At 69.8% G+C, this 20,108-nt stretch carries 15 protein-coding genes and 1 pseudogene; 13 read left to right on the forward strand and 3 right to left on the reverse strand.

The window, feature by feature from the left end:
* Window positions 1-13 precede the first annotated feature (13 nt).
* A complete protein-coding gene (locus AC1P0E_RS10875; protein ID WP_482741967.1) occupies window positions 14-613 on the reverse strand; it encodes a biotin transporter BioY in 600 nt (199 codons plus the stop codon).
* Window positions 614-945: 332 nt separating this feature from the next.
* Here AC1P0E_RS10875 and AC1P0E_RS10880 point away from each other — a divergent pair, with 332 nt between their 5' ends.
* Both AC1P0E_RS10880 and AC1P0E_RS10885 read left to right on the forward strand, forming a co-directional pair.
* A complete protein-coding gene (locus AC1P0E_RS10880; protein ID WP_482745717.1) occupies window positions 946-2,262 on the forward strand; it encodes an amino acid permease in 1,317 nt (438 codons plus the stop codon).
* A 256-nt stretch (window positions 2,263-2,518) separates the two neighbouring features.
* Window positions 2,519-3,832: pseudogene (locus tag AC1P0E_RS10885) on the forward strand (amino acid permease); the annotation flags it as partial.
* A gap of 528 nt (window positions 3,833-4,360) precedes the next feature.
* On the opposite strand, the gene AC1P0E_RS10890 reads toward AC1P0E_RS10885, so the two are convergent.
* A complete protein-coding gene (locus AC1P0E_RS10890) occupies window positions 4,361-5,869 on the reverse strand; it encodes an FGGY-family carbohydrate kinase (protein WP_482741968.1) in 1,509 nt (502 codons plus the stop codon).
* Window positions 5,870-6,017: 148 nt separating this feature from the next.
* On the opposite strand from AC1P0E_RS10890, the gene AC1P0E_RS10895 reads away from it, so the two are divergent.
* From AC1P0E_RS10895 to AC1P0E_RS10945, 11 genes are all read left to right on the forward strand, one after another.
* Entirely contained in the window at window positions 6,018-7,436 is a 1,419-nt protein-coding gene (locus AC1P0E_RS10895) for an ABC transporter substrate-binding protein (protein WP_482741969.1), read from the forward strand.
* A 7-nt stretch (window positions 7,437-7,443) separates the two neighbouring features.
* Entirely contained in the window at window positions 7,444-8,403 is a 960-nt protein-coding gene (locus AC1P0E_RS10900; protein ID WP_482741970.1) for a carbohydrate ABC transporter permease, read from the forward strand.
* Window positions 8,400-9,230 (forward strand): carbohydrate ABC transporter permease, encoded by an 831-nt coding sequence (locus AC1P0E_RS10905; protein ID WP_482741971.1) that lies wholly within the window; start codon window positions 8,400-8,402, stop codon window positions 9,228-9,230. The genes AC1P0E_RS10900 and AC1P0E_RS10905 overlap by 4 nt, the downstream gene beginning before the upstream one ends.
* The gene (locus AC1P0E_RS10910; RefSeq protein WP_482741972.1) at window positions 9,230-10,354 is read left to right on the forward strand and encodes an ABC transporter ATP-binding protein; all 1,125 of its coding nucleotides are present in this window, start codon (window positions 9,230-9,232) and stop codon (window positions 10,352-10,354) included. Before AC1P0E_RS10905 ends, AC1P0E_RS10910 begins: the two co-directional genes overlap by 1 nt.
* On the forward strand, window positions 10,351-11,193 hold the full coding sequence (locus AC1P0E_RS10915) for a DeoR/GlpR family DNA-binding transcription regulator (protein WP_482741973.1): 843 nt from the start codon (window positions 10,351-10,353) through the stop codon (window positions 11,191-11,193). Before AC1P0E_RS10910 ends, AC1P0E_RS10915 begins: the two co-directional genes overlap by 4 nt.
* Window positions 11,186-12,313: an ABC transporter ATP-binding protein gene (locus AC1P0E_RS10920; protein ID WP_482741974.1), complete on the forward strand. Its 1,128-nt coding sequence runs from the start codon at window positions 11,186-11,188 to the stop codon at window positions 12,311-12,313. Before AC1P0E_RS10915 ends, AC1P0E_RS10920 begins: the two co-directional genes overlap by 8 nt.
* Window positions 12,310-13,323: a 2-hydroxyacid dehydrogenase gene (locus AC1P0E_RS10925; RefSeq protein WP_482741975.1), complete on the forward strand. Its 1,014-nt coding sequence runs from the start codon at window positions 12,310-12,312 to the stop codon at window positions 13,321-13,323. The genes AC1P0E_RS10920 and AC1P0E_RS10925 overlap by 4 nt, the downstream gene beginning before the upstream one ends.
* A gap of 32 nt (window positions 13,324-13,355) precedes the next feature.
* On the forward strand, window positions 13,356-14,798 hold the full coding sequence (locus AC1P0E_RS10930; protein ID WP_482745718.1) for an FGGY family carbohydrate kinase: 1,443 nt from the start codon (window positions 13,356-13,358) through the stop codon (window positions 14,796-14,798).
* A 309-nt stretch (window positions 14,799-15,107) separates the two neighbouring features.
* Complete coding sequence (locus tag AC1P0E_RS10935) at window positions 15,108-16,172, forward strand: glycerophosphodiester phosphodiesterase family protein (RefSeq protein WP_482741976.1); 1,065 nt, start codon at window positions 15,108-15,110, stop codon at window positions 16,170-16,172.
* A gap of 72 nt (window positions 16,173-16,244) precedes the next feature.
* Window positions 16,245-16,886, forward strand: a complete 642-nt coding sequence (locus AC1P0E_RS10940; RefSeq protein WP_482741977.1) for a superoxide dismutase — start codon at window positions 16,245-16,247, stop codon at window positions 16,884-16,886.
* Between the two features lie 292 nt (window positions 16,887-17,178).
* Window positions 17,179-17,397 (forward strand): hypothetical protein, encoded by a 219-nt coding sequence (locus AC1P0E_RS10945; RefSeq protein ID WP_482741978.1) that lies wholly within the window; start codon window positions 17,179-17,181, stop codon window positions 17,395-17,397.
* A gap of 1,937 nt (window positions 17,398-19,334) precedes the next feature.
* On the opposite strand, the gene AC1P0E_RS10950 is transcribed toward AC1P0E_RS10945, so the two are convergent.
* Window positions 19,335-19,985: a mycothiol-dependent nitroreductase Rv2466c family protein gene (locus tag AC1P0E_RS10950; protein ID WP_482741979.1), complete on the reverse strand. Its 651-nt coding sequence runs from the start codon at window positions 19,983-19,985 to the stop codon at window positions 19,335-19,337.
* Window positions 19,986-20,108: the final 123 nt, after the last annotated feature.

Below are 20,108 nucleotides of genomic sequence, written 5' to 3' on the forward strand. Positions count from 1 at the left end.
CGTACGAGCGGACTCAGCCGCGGTCGCCCATCAGCTTCCATGCCGTCGGCAGTGCGCCCATGGCGAGGGCTGCCTTGAGCGCGTCGCCGAGGAGGAAGGGGACCAGGCCCGCCGCCACGGCCGCGCTCAGCGACATGCCGGTCGAGAAGGCCAGGTACGGCACGCCCACCGCGTAGATGACCGCCGAGCCCAGCACCATCGTGCCCGCGGTGCGCAGCACCGAGCGGTCGCCGCCGCGGCGGGCCAGGGCGCCGACCACGGTGGCGGCCAGCAGCATGCCGAGTACGTAGCCGAAGGACGCGCCGCCCGCGCCCGAGGTGCCGCCCGCGAACCACGGCACGCCCGCCATGCCGACCAGGGCGTACAGCGCGAGGGACAGGAAGCCGCGGCGGGCGCCGACGGCCGTGCCGACGAGCAGCGCCGCGAAGGTCTGGCCGGTGACGGGGACCGGGGAGCCGGGGACCGGGACCGCGATCTGGGCCGCGATGCCGGTGAGCGCCGCGCCGCCGAGCACCAGGGCCGCGTCGCGGGCGAAGGCCCGGGCGGCGGTGGTGGACGGCAGCAGGTCGGCGAGGACCGCTCCGGAGCGGGCGGGGGCGGCAGCAGTGCTCATCGGGACTCCGCGGTAGGAAGAGGAATAGGGGGCTCGGGCAGGAAGGACAACGTGACCGTAGCCCAGGGGTCAACGAGCGATCACCATCAGCCGCCGACAAAGGGGAGGTTGATGGTGTGGTGGGGTTTGAACAAAGAGCGGACGGTAATCCCGCGATCGCGTGATGCTCGTCACTGAGGTCCCGGGCCCTGGCTGCCGTTTTGCGGAGAAGGGGCGCGCTCGGCGAGACTGTAGGTTCTTGCCAAATGACCCACTGAACGTTTCCTAGAGCTGCGAGCAACATGCAAGACGTCGAGCCCCTCTCTCATGGACTCAAGCAACGCCACTTGACCATGCTCGGCCTCGGCGGGGTGATCGGCGCAGGCCTGTTCGTGGGCTCGGGCGCCGGGATCGCGGTCGCCGGCCCCGGCATCGTCGTCTCGTATCTGATCGCGGGCGCGCTCGCGATGCTGGTCATGCGGATGCTCGGGGAGATGTCGGCGGCGATGCCGGCTTCCGGGTCGTTCTCGGTGCACGCCGAGCGCGCGCTGGGGCGATGGGCCGGATTCAGTGTGGGGTGGCTGTACTGGTTCCTGCTCGTCGTGGTGCTGGCGGTGGAGGCGACGGCCGCCGCGCAGATCGCGAACGGCTGGGTGCCGGGCATCGCGCAGTGGGCGTGGGTGCTGATCTTCATGGTGGTGTTCACCTGCTCGAACCTCGCGGCCGTGAAGAACTTCGGTGAGTTCGAGTTCTGGTTCGCCGCGCTCAAGGTCGGCGCGATTGTCCTGTTCCTTGGGCTCGGGCTGCTCGCCGTCTTCGGGGTGCTGCCCGACACCGAGGCTGTCGGGTTCACGAACCTGGTGGGTCAGGGCGGGTTCCTGCCGAACGGGTGGGAGGGTGTCGTGGCGGGTGTACTGACTGTCGTCTTCGCCTTCGGCGGGCTGGAGGTCGTCACCATCGCCGCCGCCGAGACCGAGGACCCGGCCCGCAACGTCGCCCGCGCGGTGCGCGCCGCCGTGTGGCGGATTCTTTTCTTTTACGTCGGGTCGATGCTGGTCATCGTGAGCGTCCTGCCCTGGACCGCGCAGAAGGCGGGACTCAGCCCGTACGTGACCGTGCTGGACGCGGTCGGCATTCCGTCCGCCGGGCAGATCATGAACATTGTCGTGTTCGTCGCGCTGCTTTCCGCGCTCAACGCCAATCTGTACGGGTCCTCGCGCATGATCTTCTCGCTCGCGGAGCGGGGCGAGGCGCCGAAGGGGCTGCTCAAGGTTTCGGGCGGGGAAGGCGGCGGGGTGCCGCGCCGGGCCGTGCTGGCCTCGGTCGCCTTCGGGTTCGTCTCCGTACTGCTCAATCTGCTGTGGCCCGACACCATCTTCCTGTACATGCTCAATGCGGTGGGCGCGGTGCTGCTGTTCGTGTGGGGGCTCATCGCCGCCTCGCAGCTGCGGCTGCGGCGAACCATTGAGCGCGAGGCTCCCGGGACGCTGACGCTGAAGATGTGGTGCTTCCCCTGGCTCACCTGGGTCACGCTGGCCGGGCTCGGCGGCGTACTGCTGCTGATGCTCACCGACGATGCGGCACGGCCGCAGCTGCTGTGGTCGGCCGCCGCGACGGGGGCGGTGCTGATTATGGCTATGGTGAGAGAGTTGCGTGCACGGCGTGCTTGAATGCACACAAGGTGTGAGCGTGGTGTCCGTATAGCGGTCAAGTGTTCCCTGAGAGCGGTGCGCGTACTCAGACTGTGGCGTCTGTTCCCCCGTCTCAGCTACTGAACAGGGCACACCCATGTCTCGGACTTCCGCGTCGGCGCCTGTCGAGGATGCCGACGCTGTCGGCACCGTCGGCTCTGTCGACCCTGTCGGCGCTGTCGACAACAAGGTCGACTCCCCGCTCACGCACGGACTCAAGCAACGCCACCTGTCGATGATCGCCCTCGGCGGCGTCATCGGAGCGGGGCTCTTCGTCGGGTCGGGCGCGGGCATCGCCGCCGCCGGTCCTTCGATCATCGTCGCGTATTCGATATCCGGGCTGCTGGTCATGCTCGTGATGCGCATGCTCGGCGAGATGTCGGCCGCCAATCCGGCATCCGGTTCCTTCTCCGTGCACGCGGAGCGCGCGATCGGCCCGTGGGCGGGCTTCACGGCGGGCTGGGCGTTCTGGTTCCTGCTCTGTGTGGCGGTCGGCCTCGAGGGCATCGGCGCCGCGAAGATCATGGTGGGCTGGTTCCCCGACTCGCCCGAGTGGGCGTGGGTCGCCCTCTTCATGCTGGTGTTCTGCTGCACGAACCTGGCGGCCGTGAAGAACTTCGGCGAGTTCGAGTTCTGGTTCGCCGCGCTGAAGGTCGGCGCGATTGTCGTGTTCCTGGGCATCGGCGTACTCGCGATCCTCGGCTTCCTGCCCGGCTCCGACACTCCGTCCCCGGGGACCGGAAACCTCACGGGGCTCGGCGGATTCATGCCGAACGGCTCGGAGGGGCTGATCATCGGTCTGCTGGCCTCGGTGTTCGCGTACGGCGGCCTGGAGACGGTCACCATCGCGGCGGCCGAGTCCGAGCGGCCGGTCCAGGGTGTCGCGAAGGCCGTGCGTACGGCGATGTGGCGCATCGCGATCTTCTACATCGGTTCGATGGCGGTCATCGTCACGCTGGTGCCGTGGAACGACAAGGCCGTCGCCGAGAAGGGGCCGTACGTCGCGACCCTGGACCACCTGGGTATCCCCGCCGCCGGTCAGATCATGAACGTCGTGGTGCTGATCGCCCTGCTGTCGGCCATGAACGCCAACATCTACGGCGCCTCCCGCATGGCCTGCTCGCTGGTCTCGCGCCGTCAGGGCCCGAAGGCCCTCGGTGCGGTCTTCAACGGTGTGCCGCGCATCGCGGTGCTGGTCTCGTCCGTCTTCGGCTTCGTCTGCGTGCTGCTCAGCTACTGGCGGCCCAACGACATCTTCGTGTGGCTGCTCAACACGATCGGCGCGCTGATCCTGGTCGTCTGGTTCTTCATCGCCGTTTCGCAGCTGGTGCTGCGCCGGCGCACCGAGCGCGAGGCGCCGGAGACGCTGGTCGTGAAGATGTGGGCGTACCCGGTGCTGACATGGATCGCGCTCGCGGGCATGGCGGCCGTGTTCGTCCTGATGGCCCGTGAGGAGGGCACGCGGGTTCAGCTGTACTGGAGTGGCGGGCTGACGCTCTTGCTGGCCGTTGTCGGTTTCGTGCTGCAGATGGTGCGGACACCGGTGGCTGAGTCTGTGACGGTGGGCGCCGGTGCGCAGGCTCCGGCCGGTGTGGCTCCCGATGGCGCGGCTCCGGCCGTGGTGGCTGCCGATGCCGCTGCCGAGCCCGCCGTCGAGGTGGCTGACGGCGCGGATGACAAGGCCGCCCCGGTGGTCTTCGCGAAGACCGTGCCGGAAGCCGACGCCGAGGCCGACGCGGTTGCCGAGCCTGCTCCGGTGGTCGTTACGGAGGCCTTCACGACGGCCGTCACGGAAGCCGTCACCGCGGCCGTGACGAAGGCCGTTACGGAAGCCGTGACGAAGGCCGTCACCGAGGCCGTTGCCAAGCCTGCTGCGGAAGCTGCCACTGAGGCCGTTGCCAAGGCCGTCGCGGATGCGGCCAAGGAAGACTGACCGATTCGTCGCAGTGATGCGTTGGACCCCCTGGCCGCCACGGCCGGGGGGTTCTGCGCGTGCTGACGGATTTTTTCCCCGACCCGCCCCTTCCCGAACTGGGGGGCAAGCCCCCAGACCCCCGGACGCCCTACGGGCGTGTCCTCAAACGCCGGACGGGCTGGATTCTGCCGCACCACCCAGCCCCTCCGGCGTTTCAGGGCTCAGGCGAGTCAGGGCATGCGCGGCGACGGGGCCCGGTAGCCAGCCCCGATGGGCCAGTTCGGTGATCAGGCGGGCGTACGGTTTCGCGAACGCCGCCGTGCGGTCCGGTCGGGGGTGGAGGGTCTCGCGAATGCGGACCATGGCCTCCGCCGTGTCGGCCAAGTCGGGGCCCGCCCCCTCCCCCGCGCCGTACGCGGCCAGGATCGCCATGCCCAGTGCCGGCTCGGTCTGTTCGGGGATGTGGGCCGGGCGGCCCAGGATGTCGACGCGCAGACGGTTCCAGTACGCGCTGCGCGCCGCGCCGCCGGTAAACGTGAGTGGGCCGTCGACCGGTGCGCCCAAGTAGTTCAGGTAGTCCAGGCAGAGGCGTTCCGTGTAGCCGATGCCCTGGAGCAGCGCCGCCCACCGGTCGCCCTCCGACGTACCGCCGCCGAGGACGAAGGCCGTGGCGTCCGGGGCTCGGAACGGGAAGCGCTCGCCGCGTGAAGTCAGTGGGTAGGCGAGGGCGACCGACGGCTCGTGGCGGGTGGCCAGGCGGTCCAGACGGGCCGGGTCCGCGCCGGGGAAGGCAGCGGTGAGGGCTCCCGCGCCTACGCTCGACGCGCCGCCCGGGAGCCAGTTGCCGTCCGGGGAACGGTGGTTGTAGACGATGCCCGTGCTGTCGCGTACGGGGACGGTCGAGACGCCCTTGAGGACCAGCGTGGTGCCGAGTACGGAGTTCCAGGCGCCGACGCGTAAGGCGCCCGAGGCGATCTGGGCGGCGCAGCCGTCGGTCATGCCGGCGACGACCAGGGTGCCGGCGGGGATGCCGGTCTCGCCGGCCGCTGCTTCCGTGACCTTGCCCAGGCGGGTTCCGGGGCGTACGACCTCGGGGAAGAAGGTGGTCGGCAGGCCCAGCAGGCCGAGGGCTTCCTCGGGCCAGGTGTCGCGTTCGAGGTCGTAGCCGGTCTTCAGTGCGTGGCTGGAGTCGGTGGCGACCGGGCCGCCGGTGAGCCGGGCCGCCACCGTGTCCGCCTGGTGCGACAGCCGTACGGTCGTTCCGTTGCGCCGCCGGGCCAGCCACAGTGCCTTCGGCAGGCCCCAGCTCGGTGGTACGCCCGCCTCGTCGGCCTCCGGTGCGGCGCGCCCGTCGTCGTACATCAGACCGGGAGTGAGCGGGTGACCGTACGGGTCCGTGAGCAGGACCGTGCCCGAGGTCGAGCACACCGCCAGCGCGTGGAGTCTGCGCGCCTGTACGCCCCTGAGCGCGGCCCGCGTCGCGGCGCAGACGGCCGCCCACCAGTCGCCGGGGTCCTGCTCGTGGCGCACGCCGGTGCGCCGGCCGGTCAGCGGGGCCGAGCCGCTGCCCAGCAGGTGCCCGCGGGTGGTCGCGACCACCGCCCGGACGCTCTGCGTACCGAGGTCGATGCCCAGCCATGCTGCGTCCTTGATGGACTCGTCGGACCGCAACGATCCTCCCGCGCGATATCGGCGCCGTCTGTGAAGTTCTCACTGTGCACCGAGATTTTCCGTTGCGCGAGGGATTGACGCCCAACTGGCGCTGTTCCAAGCTCTGTTAACCAATCGACTGCACGTGTTGGCGGAGGTCGGGATGGACATGCGCGTACATGACCGGCGGCGGTTCCTCGCCCTCACGGCGGCCGCATCCGCCACCCCGCTGCTGAGCGCCTGCGGCGCCGGCTTCGGTGGCGACGAGAAGGAAAAGGGCGGTGGGTCTGCCGCCGACGACGTCACCGGCTCGTTCGACTGGAAGAAGGCCAAGGGGAAGACGGTCAAGGCGCTGCTCAACAAGCACCCTTACACCGATGCGCTGATCGCCGATCTGAAGGCCTTCACACAGAAGACCGGCATCAAGGTCGAGTACGACGTCTTCCCCGAGGACAACTACTTCGACAAGCTCACCGTCGACCTGTCCAGCGGGCGCGCTTCGTACGACATCTTCATGCTCGGCGCGTACATGGTCTGGCAGTACGGGCCGCCCGGCTGGCTGGAGGACCTCGGTCCGTGGATGAGCAACTCCTCGGCGACCGGCGGCGAATGGGACCAGGCGGACTTCTTCCCGAATCTCCTCCAGGCCGACCAGTGGTCCCTGAAGGCCGGTGCGCCGCTCGGGCAGGGCGGGCAGTACGCGCTGCCTTGGGGCTGGGAGACGAACGTCGTCGCGTACAACACCGAGGTCTTCAAGAAGCTGGGACTGAAGCCCGCCGAGACCTTCGACGAGCTGCGCGAGATATCCGGCGCCATCAAGCGCAAGGCGCCGGGCGCGGGCTTCGACGGGATGTACGGCGTCGCGGTGCGCGGGTCGCGCAGCTGGGCGACCATCCACCCGGGCTTCATGACGATGTACTCGCGGTACGGGCTGAAGGACTTCACGGTCGACGGCGGGAAGATCACGCCCGCCATGAACACCCCCGAGGCCGTCGCCTTCACCCAGGACTGGGCCGAGATGGTGAAGAAGGGCGGGCCGCCGTCCTGGACTTCGTACACCTGGTACCAGTGCTCCAGCGACCTCGGCGCGAAGAAGGCCGGGATGCTCTTCGACGCCGATACGGCCGCGTACTTCCAGGCGGTGAAGGGCGCGTCGCCCGCCTCCGGGAAGATCGCCTTCCATCCGGGGCCGAAGGGACCCGACGGGTCGCTCGCCACCAACATGTGGATCTGGTCGCTCGGCATGAACGCCAAGAGCAAGAACAAGCACGCGGCGTGGCTGTTCCTCCAGTGGGCGACCGGCAAGGAGCATCTGCGCAAGGCGGCGATCGAGGGCAACCACATCGATCCGGTGCGGAAGTCGGTCAGCCAGGACGCCGCGTACAAGGACAAGATGAAGGGGATTGAAGGCTTCATCGAGACCTTCGAGACGGTCGTCGGTCAGACGAAGATCCAGTTCACGCCGCAGGAGCAGTTCTTCGACGCGACGACGAGCTGGGCGGCCTCGCTCCAGGAGATCTACGGCGGCAAGAACGCCAAGTCGGTTCTGAACGGGCTGGCGAGCGACCTGGCTTCGAAGGTCGGGTGACGGCTCGATGTCCTCGTCCCTCACCGAGACCGACCACGGGGCGGCCTCGCGCGAGGGGGGCAGGCCGCCGGCGCGCGTGGTTCCGCGCTGGCGGCGGACGCTGCGGCCGTATCTGCTGATCGTGCCCGCCTTGCTGCTCACCGGGGGGATTCTGTATCCCTTCGGGCTCGGGCTGTACTACACGGTCTTCGACTTCGCGGCGAGCAAGCCGCAGCCGGACATGGTCGGGCTTGAGAACTACCGGCGGATCTTCAGCGAGTCGTCGTTCTGGGACTCGGCCTGGGTGACGGTGCTGTACGCGGTGGGGGCGGCGGCCTTCGAGACGGTGCTGGGGGTCGGGGTGGCGCTGCTCCTGCACCGCTCCACGCTCGTCGGGCGCGTACTGGAGAAGATCCTCATCCTGCCGCTGATGATCGCGCCCGTGATCGCCGCGATCATGTGGAAGCTGATGCTCCAGCCGAGCGTCGGCGTCATCAACCATCTGCTGAAACCTTTCGGGCTGGGGGGTGTTCAGTGGACGGACACTCCGAGCGGCGCGCTGTTGTCGTCGATCGCGGTGGACGTGTGGGTCTACACGCCGTTCGTGGCGATCCTGGCGCTGGCCGGGCTGCGGTCGCTGCCCGTATCGCCCTTCGAGGCGGCGGCGGTGGACGGGGCCGGGTGGTGGTTCACGTTCCGGAAGCTGACGCTGCCGATGCTGTGGCCGTACGTCCTGGTCGCGGTGATCTTCCGGTTCATGGACTCGCTGAAGGTCTTCGACATCATCTACGCCCTGACGGAGGGCGGGCCCGGTGACTCGACCGTGGTGCTCCAGATCCGGGCGTACCTGGAGGCGATCCGCTTCCAGCGGTACTCGTTCGGGATCAGCTACATGATCGTGCTGTGGGCGGTGGTGTATCTGGTCACGATGGTGCTGGTGCGCTATCTGGGGAAGATCCAGAACCGGGCGGCGGAGGTGCCAAAGTGAAGCGCAAGCTGATCGCCGTAGCCGCTGACGGGGCGCTGATTCTGTACTTCGTCTTCGCGCTCTTTCCGATTGTGTGGATGATCATCCTGTCGCTGAAGCCGGCGAACGAGCTGTTCAGTACCTACTTCTCGTTCACGCCGACCTTCGACTCGTACAAGACGGTGCTCGGAGCGGGCAACGACGAGGGCGTGCCGTTCCTGCGGTTCTTCGTCAACAGTCTGGTCGTGTCGCTGGGGGCCGTCGGGCTCTCCCTGGTGATCGGACTGCCCGCCGCCTACGCTGCCGCGCGGTGGCGGTTCCGGGGCTCGGAGAACCTGATGTTCACGCTGCTGTCCTTCCGGTTCGCACCCGAACTCACCGTGATCATCCCGCTGTTCGTGCTCTACCAGAAGCTCGGGCTCTTCGACACGTACGTCGGCATGATCTGGGTGCTCCAGCTCGTCACCCTGCCGCTGATCGTCTGGATCATGCGCTCGTACTTCTCCGACCTGTCCCCCGAGGTGGAGCAGGCCGCGCTGCTCGACGGCTACACGAGGAAGCAGGCCTTCTTCAAGGTCGCGCTGCCGCTGGTCAAGCCGGGCATCGCCGCCGTCTCGCTGCTCGCCTTCATCTTCGCCTGGAACAACTTCGTCTTCCCGCTGATCCTGACGTCGTCCGAGGCCCAGACGGTGACGGTCGGCGCGCTGTCATTCCTCGGTGGCGACCGCCCCAAGTACAACCTGACGGCGGCGGCGGCGCTGGTTTCGGTGATCCCGCCCCTGCTCCTCGCGCTCACCATCCAGCGGTACCTGGTGCGCGGGCTTTCCTTCGGGGCGGTGAAGTCCTGATGAGGACCGCTGGGATCTCGCTGCGCGGGATTCACAAGACGTACGGCAGGAGCGTCGCGCTCGACGGACTCGATCTCGACGTCGGGGACGGGGAGTTCTTCTGCCTGCTCGGCCCGTCCGGCGCCGGGAAGACCACGACGCTGAAGACCGTCGCGGGGCTGGAGGAGCCCCAGTCGGGCACGGTCTCGCTCGACGGCACCGACATGACGGGAGTCGAGCCGTACGACCGGGGCGTCGCGATGTGCTTCGAGTCGTACGCCCTCTATCCGCACCGCAGCGCGTACGACAACCTCGCCTCGCCACTGCGCTCGCCCCGGTACAGACTGCCGGCCGCCGAGGCCCGCGAGCGCGTCGGTGCCATCGCCGACCTCCTCGGCATCGGCGCGCTCCTGGAGCGGCCGGTGGGCCGGCTGTCCAACGGCCAGCGCCAGCGCGTCGCGCTCGGCCGTGTCCTGGTGCGCCCCGCCCGCGCCTTCCTCCTCGACGAGCCGCTGTCCCACCTCGACGCCAAGCTCCGCCAGGCGATGCGCGCCGAGCTGAAGGCGATCGGCGCGGTCCAGCGCACCACGACCCTCTACGTCACGCACGACTCGGTGGAGGCGCTGGCCCTCGGCGACCGTATCGGGGTGATCAGGGACGGCAGGATCGTCCAGACGGGCACCCGCGAGGAGATCTGGTACCAGCCGTACGACACCTTCGTCGCGCGCTCGTTCGGCAGACCCCGCATCAATCTGCTGCCGGGGACCGTCACCGGCCAGGGCGGCTTCCTCTCCGCGGACCGCTTCTTCGAGATTCCGCTGACGTCACTCGCGGTACGGTCAGCCGCGCCCGGCACCGCCGTGCAGATCGGGATCAGGCCGCGCGATCTGTCCCTGGGCTCCTCCGCCCTCGGGCCCGGCAGTATCGAGCTTGTGGGCACCGTCTACATCACCGAAGTCCTGGGCCGTGCCACCGAGGTCACCGTACGGCTCGGCGCGCAGCACCTGTCGCTGGTCGTGCCGCGCGCGGACGCCGCCGGGCTGCGGCCCGACGCGCCGGTGAGACTGACCGTACGGCCGGAGAGCCTGCTGCTGTTCGAGGCCGACGGCGCAGATGGCGTGCCAGGGCGAAGGGTCACGCAATGAGCGGGGACCCGGTGCTCCGCGGCCCCGCGCCCCGCCAGGCCGCCATCGCCGAGCGGGTGCTCGCGGCGGGCTCGGCGACCGCCGCCGAGCTGGCCGAACGCTTCGACGTCAGCCTGATGACCATCCACCGGGACCTGGACGAGCTCGAACGACAGGGGCTGGTGCGGAAGTTCAGAGGCGGGGTGACCGCGCAGCCGTCCGGTGTCTTCGAATCGAACGTCGCGTACCGGCTCAAGACGATGCGCGCGGAGAAGGCCGCCGTCGCGGAGCACGCGCTGAAGCTCATCGAGCCCGGCATGGCGGTGATGCTCGACGACTCGACCTCCACGCTGGAGATAGCGCGCCGGCTCGGTTCCAGCACCATCACTCCGCTGACCGTCGTCACCAATTTCCTCGAAGCGCTGACGCTGCTGTCGAGCGAGCGCGGCATCCACTTGATGGCGCTCGGCGGCGACTACGATCCGCTGCACTCGTCGTTCCTGGGCGTCTCCTGCATGGAGGCCGTCCAGCTCCTCCAGGTCGACATCTGCTTCACGTCGACATCGGCCGTCTCCGGCGGCTTCGCCTACCACCAGGAGCAGCACATCGTCTCCGTCAAGCGGGCCATGCTCGACTCCGCCGCGAAGAACGTGCTGCTGCTCGACCACTCCAAGCTCGGCCGTGTCGCACTCCACCGCCTCGCCCCGCTCTCCCGCTTCGATCTCGTACTGGTCGACGACGGGGCGTCGGCGGAGCTGCTGCGCGACCTCGACGAGCACAAGGTCCCGTACGACGTGTGCCCGACGGCCGGGGCGTCGGCGGCCACCGCCACGGCGACGGGAGGCCGGGACCATGACTGAGCTGATACTGCGCGAGCTGCGCAAGACCTACGCGTCGCGGGGCCGCCCGCAGGTGGAGGCCGTACGCGGCATCGACCTGGAGCTGCGCTCCGGGGAGCTGCTCGGCCTGCTGGGGCCCTCCGGCTGCGGCAAGTCCACCACCCTGCGGATGATCGCGGGCCTGGAGGCGGTGACCGGCGGCGACATCCTCGTCGGCGGCCACTCGGTGGTGAAGGTCCCCGCCCAGCAGCGCAATATCGGGGTCGCCTTCGAGAACTACGCGCTCTACCCGCCGCTCACCGTCGCCGAAAACCTCGGCTTCGGGCTCGCGGCGCGCGGCAGGCCACGCGGGGAAGTGGCCTCGCGGGTACGGGACATGGCCGAGCGGATCGGCCTGACCGAGCTGCTCGACGCGAGACCGGGCGGGCTCTCCAGCGGCCAGAAGCAACGAGTGGCGCTGGCGCGGGCGCTGATCCGCGAGCCGGACGTACTACTGCTGGACGAGCCGCTCTCGCACCTGGACGCGGCGCAGCGCGACACGACCCGCCGCGAACTCAAGCGCATCCAGCAGGACTTGGGGCACACCACGATCCTGGTCACGCACGACCAGGAGGAGGCGCTGTCGCTGGCCGACCGCATTGCCGTGATGAAGGACGGCGTCATCCAGCAGCTCGGCACGCCGTACGAGATCTACGACAGCCCGGCGAATCTCTTCGTGGCCGACTTCGTGGGGGAGCCCGCGATCAATCTGCTGCCGGGGGTGGCGGAGGCCGACGGGCGGGTACGGCTCTCGGACAGCGTGCGGCTGGCGGTCGGGGTGCGGCCGGCGGCGGGTCGGGAGGTGGTGCTGGGGATCAGGCCGGAGGACCTCCGGCTCGCGGACGGGGGCGCGGCGGGCGAGGGCGCGGCGGGCGAGGGCGCGGCGGGCGAGGGCGCTGCGGCCGTGCGGGCGAAGGTCAGCGCGCACGAGCCGCTCCTCGAATCCGGCATCGCGACGCTCGCGCTCGACGGAGTGGCCGAGCCCCTGGTCGTACAGACCGGACCGGAGACGCGCCTCGACCGGGACGAAACCGTGCGGGTGACCGCGGACCCGCAGCTCACGCATGTCTTCGACGCCGAGACAGGAGAGGCTCTGCGATGAAAATCCTGGCCGCCGGTGACCACTTCGTACTCAACTCACTCATCGGCGATGCGGTGGAGGCCGCCGTCACCGCATCCCCCTTCGAGCTGACCGAACTCACCCTCCCCTGGCCGCTCGAACCCTTCGCGAAGGTCGCCGAGGTCGACGAGGCCAGCGACTGCGAGGACGCGCTGATCGAGGCGCTGCGGGACGTAGAGGTGTGCGTGACCCAGATGGCGCCCTTCACGGAGCGGGTACTGGAGGCCTCCCCCGCGCTGCGGCTCGTCGTCGTCTGCCGGGGTGGCCCCGTCAACGTCAACGTGGAGGCGGCGCGGGCGCGCGGCGTGCAGGTGTGCTTCGCGCCGGGCCGCAACGCGGCCGCCACCGCCGAGTTCACGGTCGGCATGATGCTGGCCGCGATGCGCCGGATCCCCGAGACCCACGACGCGCTGGCGCGACGCGGCGTGTGGGACGGCTCGTACTTCACCTACGACCGGTGCGGTCCGGAGCTGGAGGACACGCGGGTGGGGCTGATCGGCTACGGCGCGGTCGGCAGCCGGGTGGCGCGGGTGCTGTGCGCGTTCGGTGCGGAGGTCGAGGTGTACGACCCGTACGCGCGCGGTGATGTGCACGGGGTACGGGTCGCCTCGCTCGACGCGCTGTTGTCCCGGTCGCGGGTCGTCACCCTGCACGCCCGCCTCACCGACGAGACGCGCGGTCTGATCGGCGCCCGCGAACTGGGGCTGCTGCCGCGCGGTTCCGTGCTGGTCAATGTGGCGCGGGGGCCGCTCGTCGACACGGACGCGCTGTGCGACGCGCTGGAGAGCGGGCAGTTGGCGGCGGCCGCGCTCGACACGTACGAGCAGGAGCCGTTGCCCGCCGATGCGCGGCTGAGGGGCGTACCCGGGGTCGTGATGACGCCGCATCTGGGCGGGGCGAGCCGCCAGGTGGCGGAGAAGGCGGCGCGGATCGCGGCGGCCGAGGTGGCGCGGTACGCCGCCGGAAGCCCACTGGCGCACTGCCTGACGTGACCTGGACCGAACTGAAGGAGTCGTCCGCGATGTTGTACGTCGGTATCGATGTGGGCACGTCCATGGTGAAGGCGGCGGCCTTCGACGCGTCGGGGCGGGAGGTCGCGGTCGAGTCCCGCCCTGTCGCGCTCGACATTCGTGGCGGCTTCGTCGAACAGGACATGGACGAGGTGTACGCGGCCGTCGTGGAGGTCCTGGCGACGCTGACGTCGGGGCTGGACGGCCCGGTCGGGCTGGCCGGGCTCACGGGGCAGGGCGACGGGGTGTGGCTGGTGGACGCGCGGGGGCGCCCGGTGCGGCCCGCGATCTCCTGGATGGACGGCCGGGCGCACGAACTCCTCGACGAGTGGATGGCGTCGGACGTCTTCACTTCCGTCTTCAGGCGCACGGGCAGCGCGATGTTCCCGGGATGCCCGGGTCCGGTGCTGGGGTGGCTGGACCGGCACGAGCCGAAGGCGCTGGACGCGGCCGCGACGGCCCTGTACTGCAAGGACATGGTTTTCCAGCGTCTGACGGGAATCCGGGCGACGGACGTCTCGGACGCGTCGATGCCGTTCCTGGACCCACGGACACGGACGTACGACGACGAGACCCTGACCCTGCTGGGCCTCGCCCACCGGCTGGGCCTGCTCGCCCCGGTGGCCGACCCGGTCGCGGTCGGCGAGACGCGTGGCCCGGGCCTGCCGCCCGGAACCCGGCTCGCGAACGGCCCGTACGACCTGCCCGCGTGCGCGCTCGGCGCGGGGGTGACGCGGCCGGGGGACGGGCTGCTGATCATCGGTACGTGCCTGGCGTCGCTGGTCGCGACGGACGTCCTCGACCTGGAGGGCGGGGAGCCGGCCGGACTCCACATCTCGACCGACCGGCAGGGGCAGTGGCTGCGGGCGATGCCGGCGATGGTGGGCACGGCGGCACTGGACTGGGTGCTGAGGACGACGGGCGTACGGCACGCGGAGGTCGACGCGCTGCTGGACGCGACGCCGCCGGGGGCGAACGGGGTGCAGGTACTGCCGTACTTCGCGCCGTCGGGGGAACGGGCGCCGTTCGTGGAGCCGCGGCTGCGGGCGGAGCTGACGGGGGTGTCGCTGGAGACGACGAAGGGCGACCTGGTGCGGGCCACGTGCGAGGGCATCGCCTTCGCCGCCCGGCACTGCCTGGAGGCTGCGGGCCTCAGGGGCGACCTGGCGGTGTGCGGCGGCGGAACGCGCTCCCCGGCATGGCTGCGACTGTTCGCCGACGTACTGGGCCGCCCGTTGCGCGTGGTCGAGGGCGAGGTGGGCGCGCGGGGCGCGGTGCTGGCGGCGGCGGAACGGTACGGGGTGGACCTCGACGTGGCGTCGTGGACGCGCCCGACGGCGGTGGTGGAACCGGACGCGGGGCGGGCGGAGCGGTACGGGGTGGCGTACGCGAGGCACTTGGCCCGCTTGGCGGAGGCGCGGGGGCGGGCGCGGGGCCGGGCCGGCACCCCGGGCTGAGCTTCTCGGGGGTGCCGGGGGCCCGGCGCTCCGGGGTCGGTGCCGCGCCGGGGCGTCTCCTCGGGCGTCGAACGTTCGGGTACGTCGGTTTTCGTTGGGGTGGTTGCGTTCGACGCCCTGCGGGGAGCGCCCCGACACGTCCCCTCCCGGCACCGTCACTCGTGAGGCGGGTGGGGCTCCGCCAGGTGAAGCCCGCGTGGCCTCCGGTCGGCCACTGAGCGAAAGGGGGCGTACTCAGCTCCGCACGGCCACAGGGCGGCCTATCGTGCAGTCGCCGCCCCCATAACCCCGCCTACCAGGGAGACTTCCATGCCCGCACAGCAGCCGAGACGCCGTTCCGTACTCCTCGCCGGCGCCGCCGCATCCGTCGTCACCGCCCTGCCCGGCGCGAACTCGGCAGCCGCGGACGAACCACGCCGCCGGCCCAAGGGTCCCATCGTCATCGGCCACCGGGGCGCAGCCGGCTGGCGCCCCGAGCACACGGCGGCCTCGTACATCCACGCCGTCCAGACGGGCGCCGACTGGATCGAGCCCGATCTCGTACCGACCAAGGACCACGTCCTCGTCGTACGGCACGAGAACGAGATCTCCGGGACGACAGATGTCGCGAAGCGTCCCGAGTTCGCGTCGCGGCGTACGACGAAGACGGTGGACGGACGGTCCGTCACCGGGTGGTTCACGGAGGACTTCACGCTCGACGAGCTGAAGACGCTGCGCGCCGTCGAGCGCCTGCCGCTCGTCAGGAACAGGAACACCGTCTTCGACGGCCGCCAGGAGGTCATGACCTTCCAGGAAGTCGTGGATCTGGCAAGGAAGTTGTCCAAGCAGTACGGGCGCACGATCGCCGTGTTCCCGGAGACGAAGCACCCGACCTACTTCCGTTCGATCGGCCTGCCCCTCGAACCGGAGCTCGTCCGCGTCGTCCGACGCAACCGGCTCGGCGCCCACGAGTGCGTCGTCCAGTCCTTCGAGCCGTCGAGCCTGACCCGGATCGCGGAGGCGCGGCTGCGTGTGCCGCTGTGGCAGGCCCTGGGGACAGGGAGTGGCGGGCCGTACGGCCACCCGATGACGTACAGGGAAATGATGACGCCTGCCGGACTGCGCCGGATCGCGGAGTACGCCGCCTGGATCGGCCCGGACAAGTCCTCCGTCGTCGCGCCTTCGCCCCTGCTCGCGGACGCGCACGCGGCGGGGCTGAAGGTCGGGGCGTACACCTTCCGCTGCGAGAACCAGTTCCTGCCCGCGGTCTTCCGCCGCGGCACGGCGCCGAACGACTTCGGTGACGCGTTCGGGGAGTACGCGCTGCACTACGGGATGGGCGTCGACGCGGTCGTGACCGACTTCCCCGACATCGCGGTCGCAGCCAGGCCCTGATCATCTCCGAGCCCTCCTGCTGCTAATCTGCACTTGCACATCAGTCGCAATAAGCAGTCGGAGGGCTCGGACATGGCCATTTACACACTTCCTGAACTCCCGTACGACTACGCGGCGCTCGACCCCGTCATCAACCCGCAGATCATCGAGCTGCATCACGACAAGCACCACGCGGCCTACGTGAAGGGCGCGAACGACACTCTTGAGCAGCTCGAAGAGGCGCGGGACAAGGAGTCGTGGGGAGCGATCAACGGGCTGGAGAAGAACCTCGCGTTTCACCTCTCCGGCCACATCCTGCACTCCATTTACTGGCACAACATGACCGGCGACGGCGGCGGCGAGCCGCTGGCCGCCGACGGCGTCGGTGAGCTCGCGGACGCGATCGCCGAGTCCTTCGGCTCCTTCGACAAGTTCAAGGCGCAGCTGACCAAGGCCTCCGCGACCACCCAGGGCTCGGGCTGGGGCGTGCTCGCGTACGAGCCGGTGAGCGGCCGCCTGATCGTCGAGCAGATCTACGACCACCAGGGCAACGTCGGCCAGGGGTCGGTCCCGATCCTGGTCTTCGACGCCTGGGAGCACGCCTTCTACCTTCAGTACAAGAACCAGAAGGTGGACTTCATCGAGGCGATGTGGAAGGTCGTCAACTGGCAGGACGTGTCGAAGCGTTACGCGGCGGCGAAGGAGAGCGCGTACAACTTGCTGCTGGTGCCGTAGGTGCGCAGGCAGGTAGGCAGGTAGGCAGGTAGGCACGTACGCGCGCACGTAGGCACGTAGGCACGTAGGCACAAAATGGCGTCCTGCTCGTGATCGTCTTCTCAACCTTCACTTGCAGGCGGATGAAACGGCCGGCCCCCGCGAGGACCTGACTCGCGGGGGCCGGCTGCGTTCGGACAGGGATTCGTACTGCTGCGCTGCCGCCCCGCCACTCTTCCTCGCCCTGCCGGGGCCGCTTAGGATTGCCGAATTCCTGGCGGGACCCACGAGCCGGTCTGCGGAGGACATCGTGATGGCGAGCGACAAGCCGATCTACTGCAACACCTGCGACTCTTTCGAAGCACACCGGCCGCTCAGCGGCACCGAGAAGACGTGGCTGAAGGACCGCATCCGGGCCAGGAACGTCGACAACTACCTCATGTGCACCGCCGCCGAATGCCGGAACCTGCGCACGGGCATGAACAAGGCCCCCTTCACCCCGGAGCTCCGCGTCCCACCACCACCGGGGTAGGCCCGGCCCGCCCCGGTGGTGGTGGGAAAAGCGGGGCAGGCTTCGGCGGGCCCGTGGCGTTGGTTGCGTCTGGTGTGGGGGCCGCCTTTGGTGAGGGTGGCGTCGGAGGCCCGCCCCTCAAGGGCGCTCCTACGTCGCGTCGCCTACGGCGATTGCGCTGCGCTCCACCCTTGACCGCCGAACCTCCGCCGCAATGCTTAAGGGGGGCGGCCCCCGGGGGGAGCCCACGGGGAAACTCCGGCGATTGGCTGCGCTGTCGCTGCCGGGCGGCGGGTGTGTGGGTGGGGCGCATGAGGTCCAGGGGGCGGCTCGGCCCCTGGCTAAGCGGCTGCGGGAACGGCCGCTGGTGCACCGCCCCCAAACTCGACGCACACGCGCACCCACGCCGGTAGGCGGCCGCCCAACCGGATCAACCTGCGGACCGTCCCGTATGCGAGTGGGGCGCGACAGTTGAATGGGGCGACTCGGGCCGGTCTGGCGTCCACCCCCACCGGTGGTCGGCAGGACTGCAAGCAGGTTGCCGGGCTTGGTGGGTGGAAGGGCACCCAACGGTGTGGTTCTGCCGATGGCTGCGGCACGCCTGCGACGAGCAGGCCACGCCGTGGCCGAGAACAAAACCCGGCGCGCCTGGGGGCCCTCCGGCCCGCCATCCCACCCACGCCAGCCACACCATCCGATCGGTTCGCACGGTTCGTGGGGCCGTTGTGGGTCGAAACGCTCCCATGACAACCGGAAGCGATACGGGTGGGACCGGTGTGATTCGTGAGGCGTCAGGACTCGTCAAGTGTCGAGTTCGTTGCACCCGACTCCCCCAAGGGGGCGGGTGAGGCGACCGGCTCGTGCAGAAAGCGACAGCCGGACCGCTGCCTCGGCCGTGACGGGGGCGGAAAAGCGCCCCGGCCGCACCCAAGCCCGCCGAGCGTCCCCCTGCAAGTCACCGACGGCCGACAAGTCACCACACCAAGCTCACCAGTCACATCCGCCGAGTCGCCCCCCCGCAACGGCATCCCTTTTTCGATCCCACCGCGCCTGCGCGTGGGTCGAAACGCTCCCGCGATGACCGAAAGCCCAACGGCTGTGACGAGTGAGGCACGAGGGGCGCCCAGATTCACCAATTGTCGAGTTCATCGCATCGGGCGACCACAGCTCACCAACAACGGACGTCCGTACACGATCCCGTAAGCGGGTTGAGTCATTGACCGGGCGGAGCGGAACTTCCAGCCGACAACCGACGGTCTCACCGGATGTCGGCTGGGGCAGACGAGCGCCTGAGGCGCATGCCGTGCCGGTGGTGTGGCATCCGGCCGGGAAGGGCGAGGGTCTCGACCGTCGGCCCACCGGCCGGGAGATCCCACCCCGGTCCAATCGTCGACAGGACTACTCGCTCCTGGGTGCCCTTCCACCCACCAAGCCCAGCCCCGTGCTTGCACCTCAGCCGACCACCTGTCGGGGTGGACGCCGAACCGGCCCGAGTCACCCCATTCAACTTCGCGCCCCACCCGCGCAGACATCAGTCCGCAGGTCGACCCGGACGGCCGACCGCCCACCCAACCTGGGTGTTCGTGTGCGTCGGAATGGGGATGGTGAACCAACGACCGTTCCCGCACCCGCTGAGACTGGGGCCGAGCCGCCCCTAGACCGACGGCGCCCCACCCACCAACCCGACAGCCACCAAACCCACCCGCGCCCCTCCCCGGAGCCCCCGTGCAGGGCGTTTTTTCTTGGGCCGTCCCCTGTTGAGCGTTAGCGGTGGGACGGGGCGGCGGGTCAAGGGTGGGCCGTAGGTCCATCGCGCAGCGACGCGACCGAAGGGAGCGCCCTTGACGCGGCGCCCCGGCCCACCGACACTCGAGCGCTCGGGACGGCCCGAAACCCCCAGACGCAACCAGTGGTACCCCCACGGCAAGCAACGCCCCCGCCCCGCACCCCGACCCCCCTCAGTCGAAGATCGGGTCCTGCGTGCGCGTGCGCTTGATCTCGTAGAAGCCGGGGATCGACGCCACCATCAGCGTGCCGTCCCAGAGGCGTGCCGCCTCTTCGCCCTTCGGCGCCGGGGTGACCACCGGGCCGAAGAAGGCGACCTCGTCGCCGTTCGCGCCGGGGACGGAGATGACCGGAGTGCCTACCTCCTGGCCGACCTTGTCGATGCCCACCTTGTGCGAAGCACGCACCTCCGCGTCGTACGTGTCCTTGTCGGCGTACTCGATAAGATCTGCCGGAAGGTCCGCGTCCGCCAGTGCGCCCACTATCGCCTCCAGCGTCGCGCCCTCGCCCTTGTTGTGGAACCGCGTGCCGAGCGCCGTGTAGAGCTTGCCGACGACCTCGTCGCCGTGCAGCTGCTGGGCCGCCGTCACCACACGTACCGGGCGCCAGCCCTTCGGGCCGAGCAGCTCGCGGTACTGCTCCGGCAGCTCGTGGAGCTTGTCCTCGTTCAGTACCGCCAGGCTCATGACGTGCCAGCGAACCTCGACATCACGGACCTTCTGGACCTCCAGCATCCAGCGGGACGTCATCCACGCCCACGGACACAGCGGGTCGAACCAGAAATCCGCAATGGTCTTGGCGTTCTCGGAGCTGCTCTTCGACATGTCTCTCCTCATTGGCACGCGGTCGCAACCTGACGGTGGCAACGCCACCGGCCACCGGAGGCATTCCCACGCGCCCCGTGTCAGTGCCGCGTGCGAGGATCGGAGTCCTCGAACGAGACACGA

Source organism: Streptomyces sp. TRD_SC_5 (assembly GCF_056836825.1).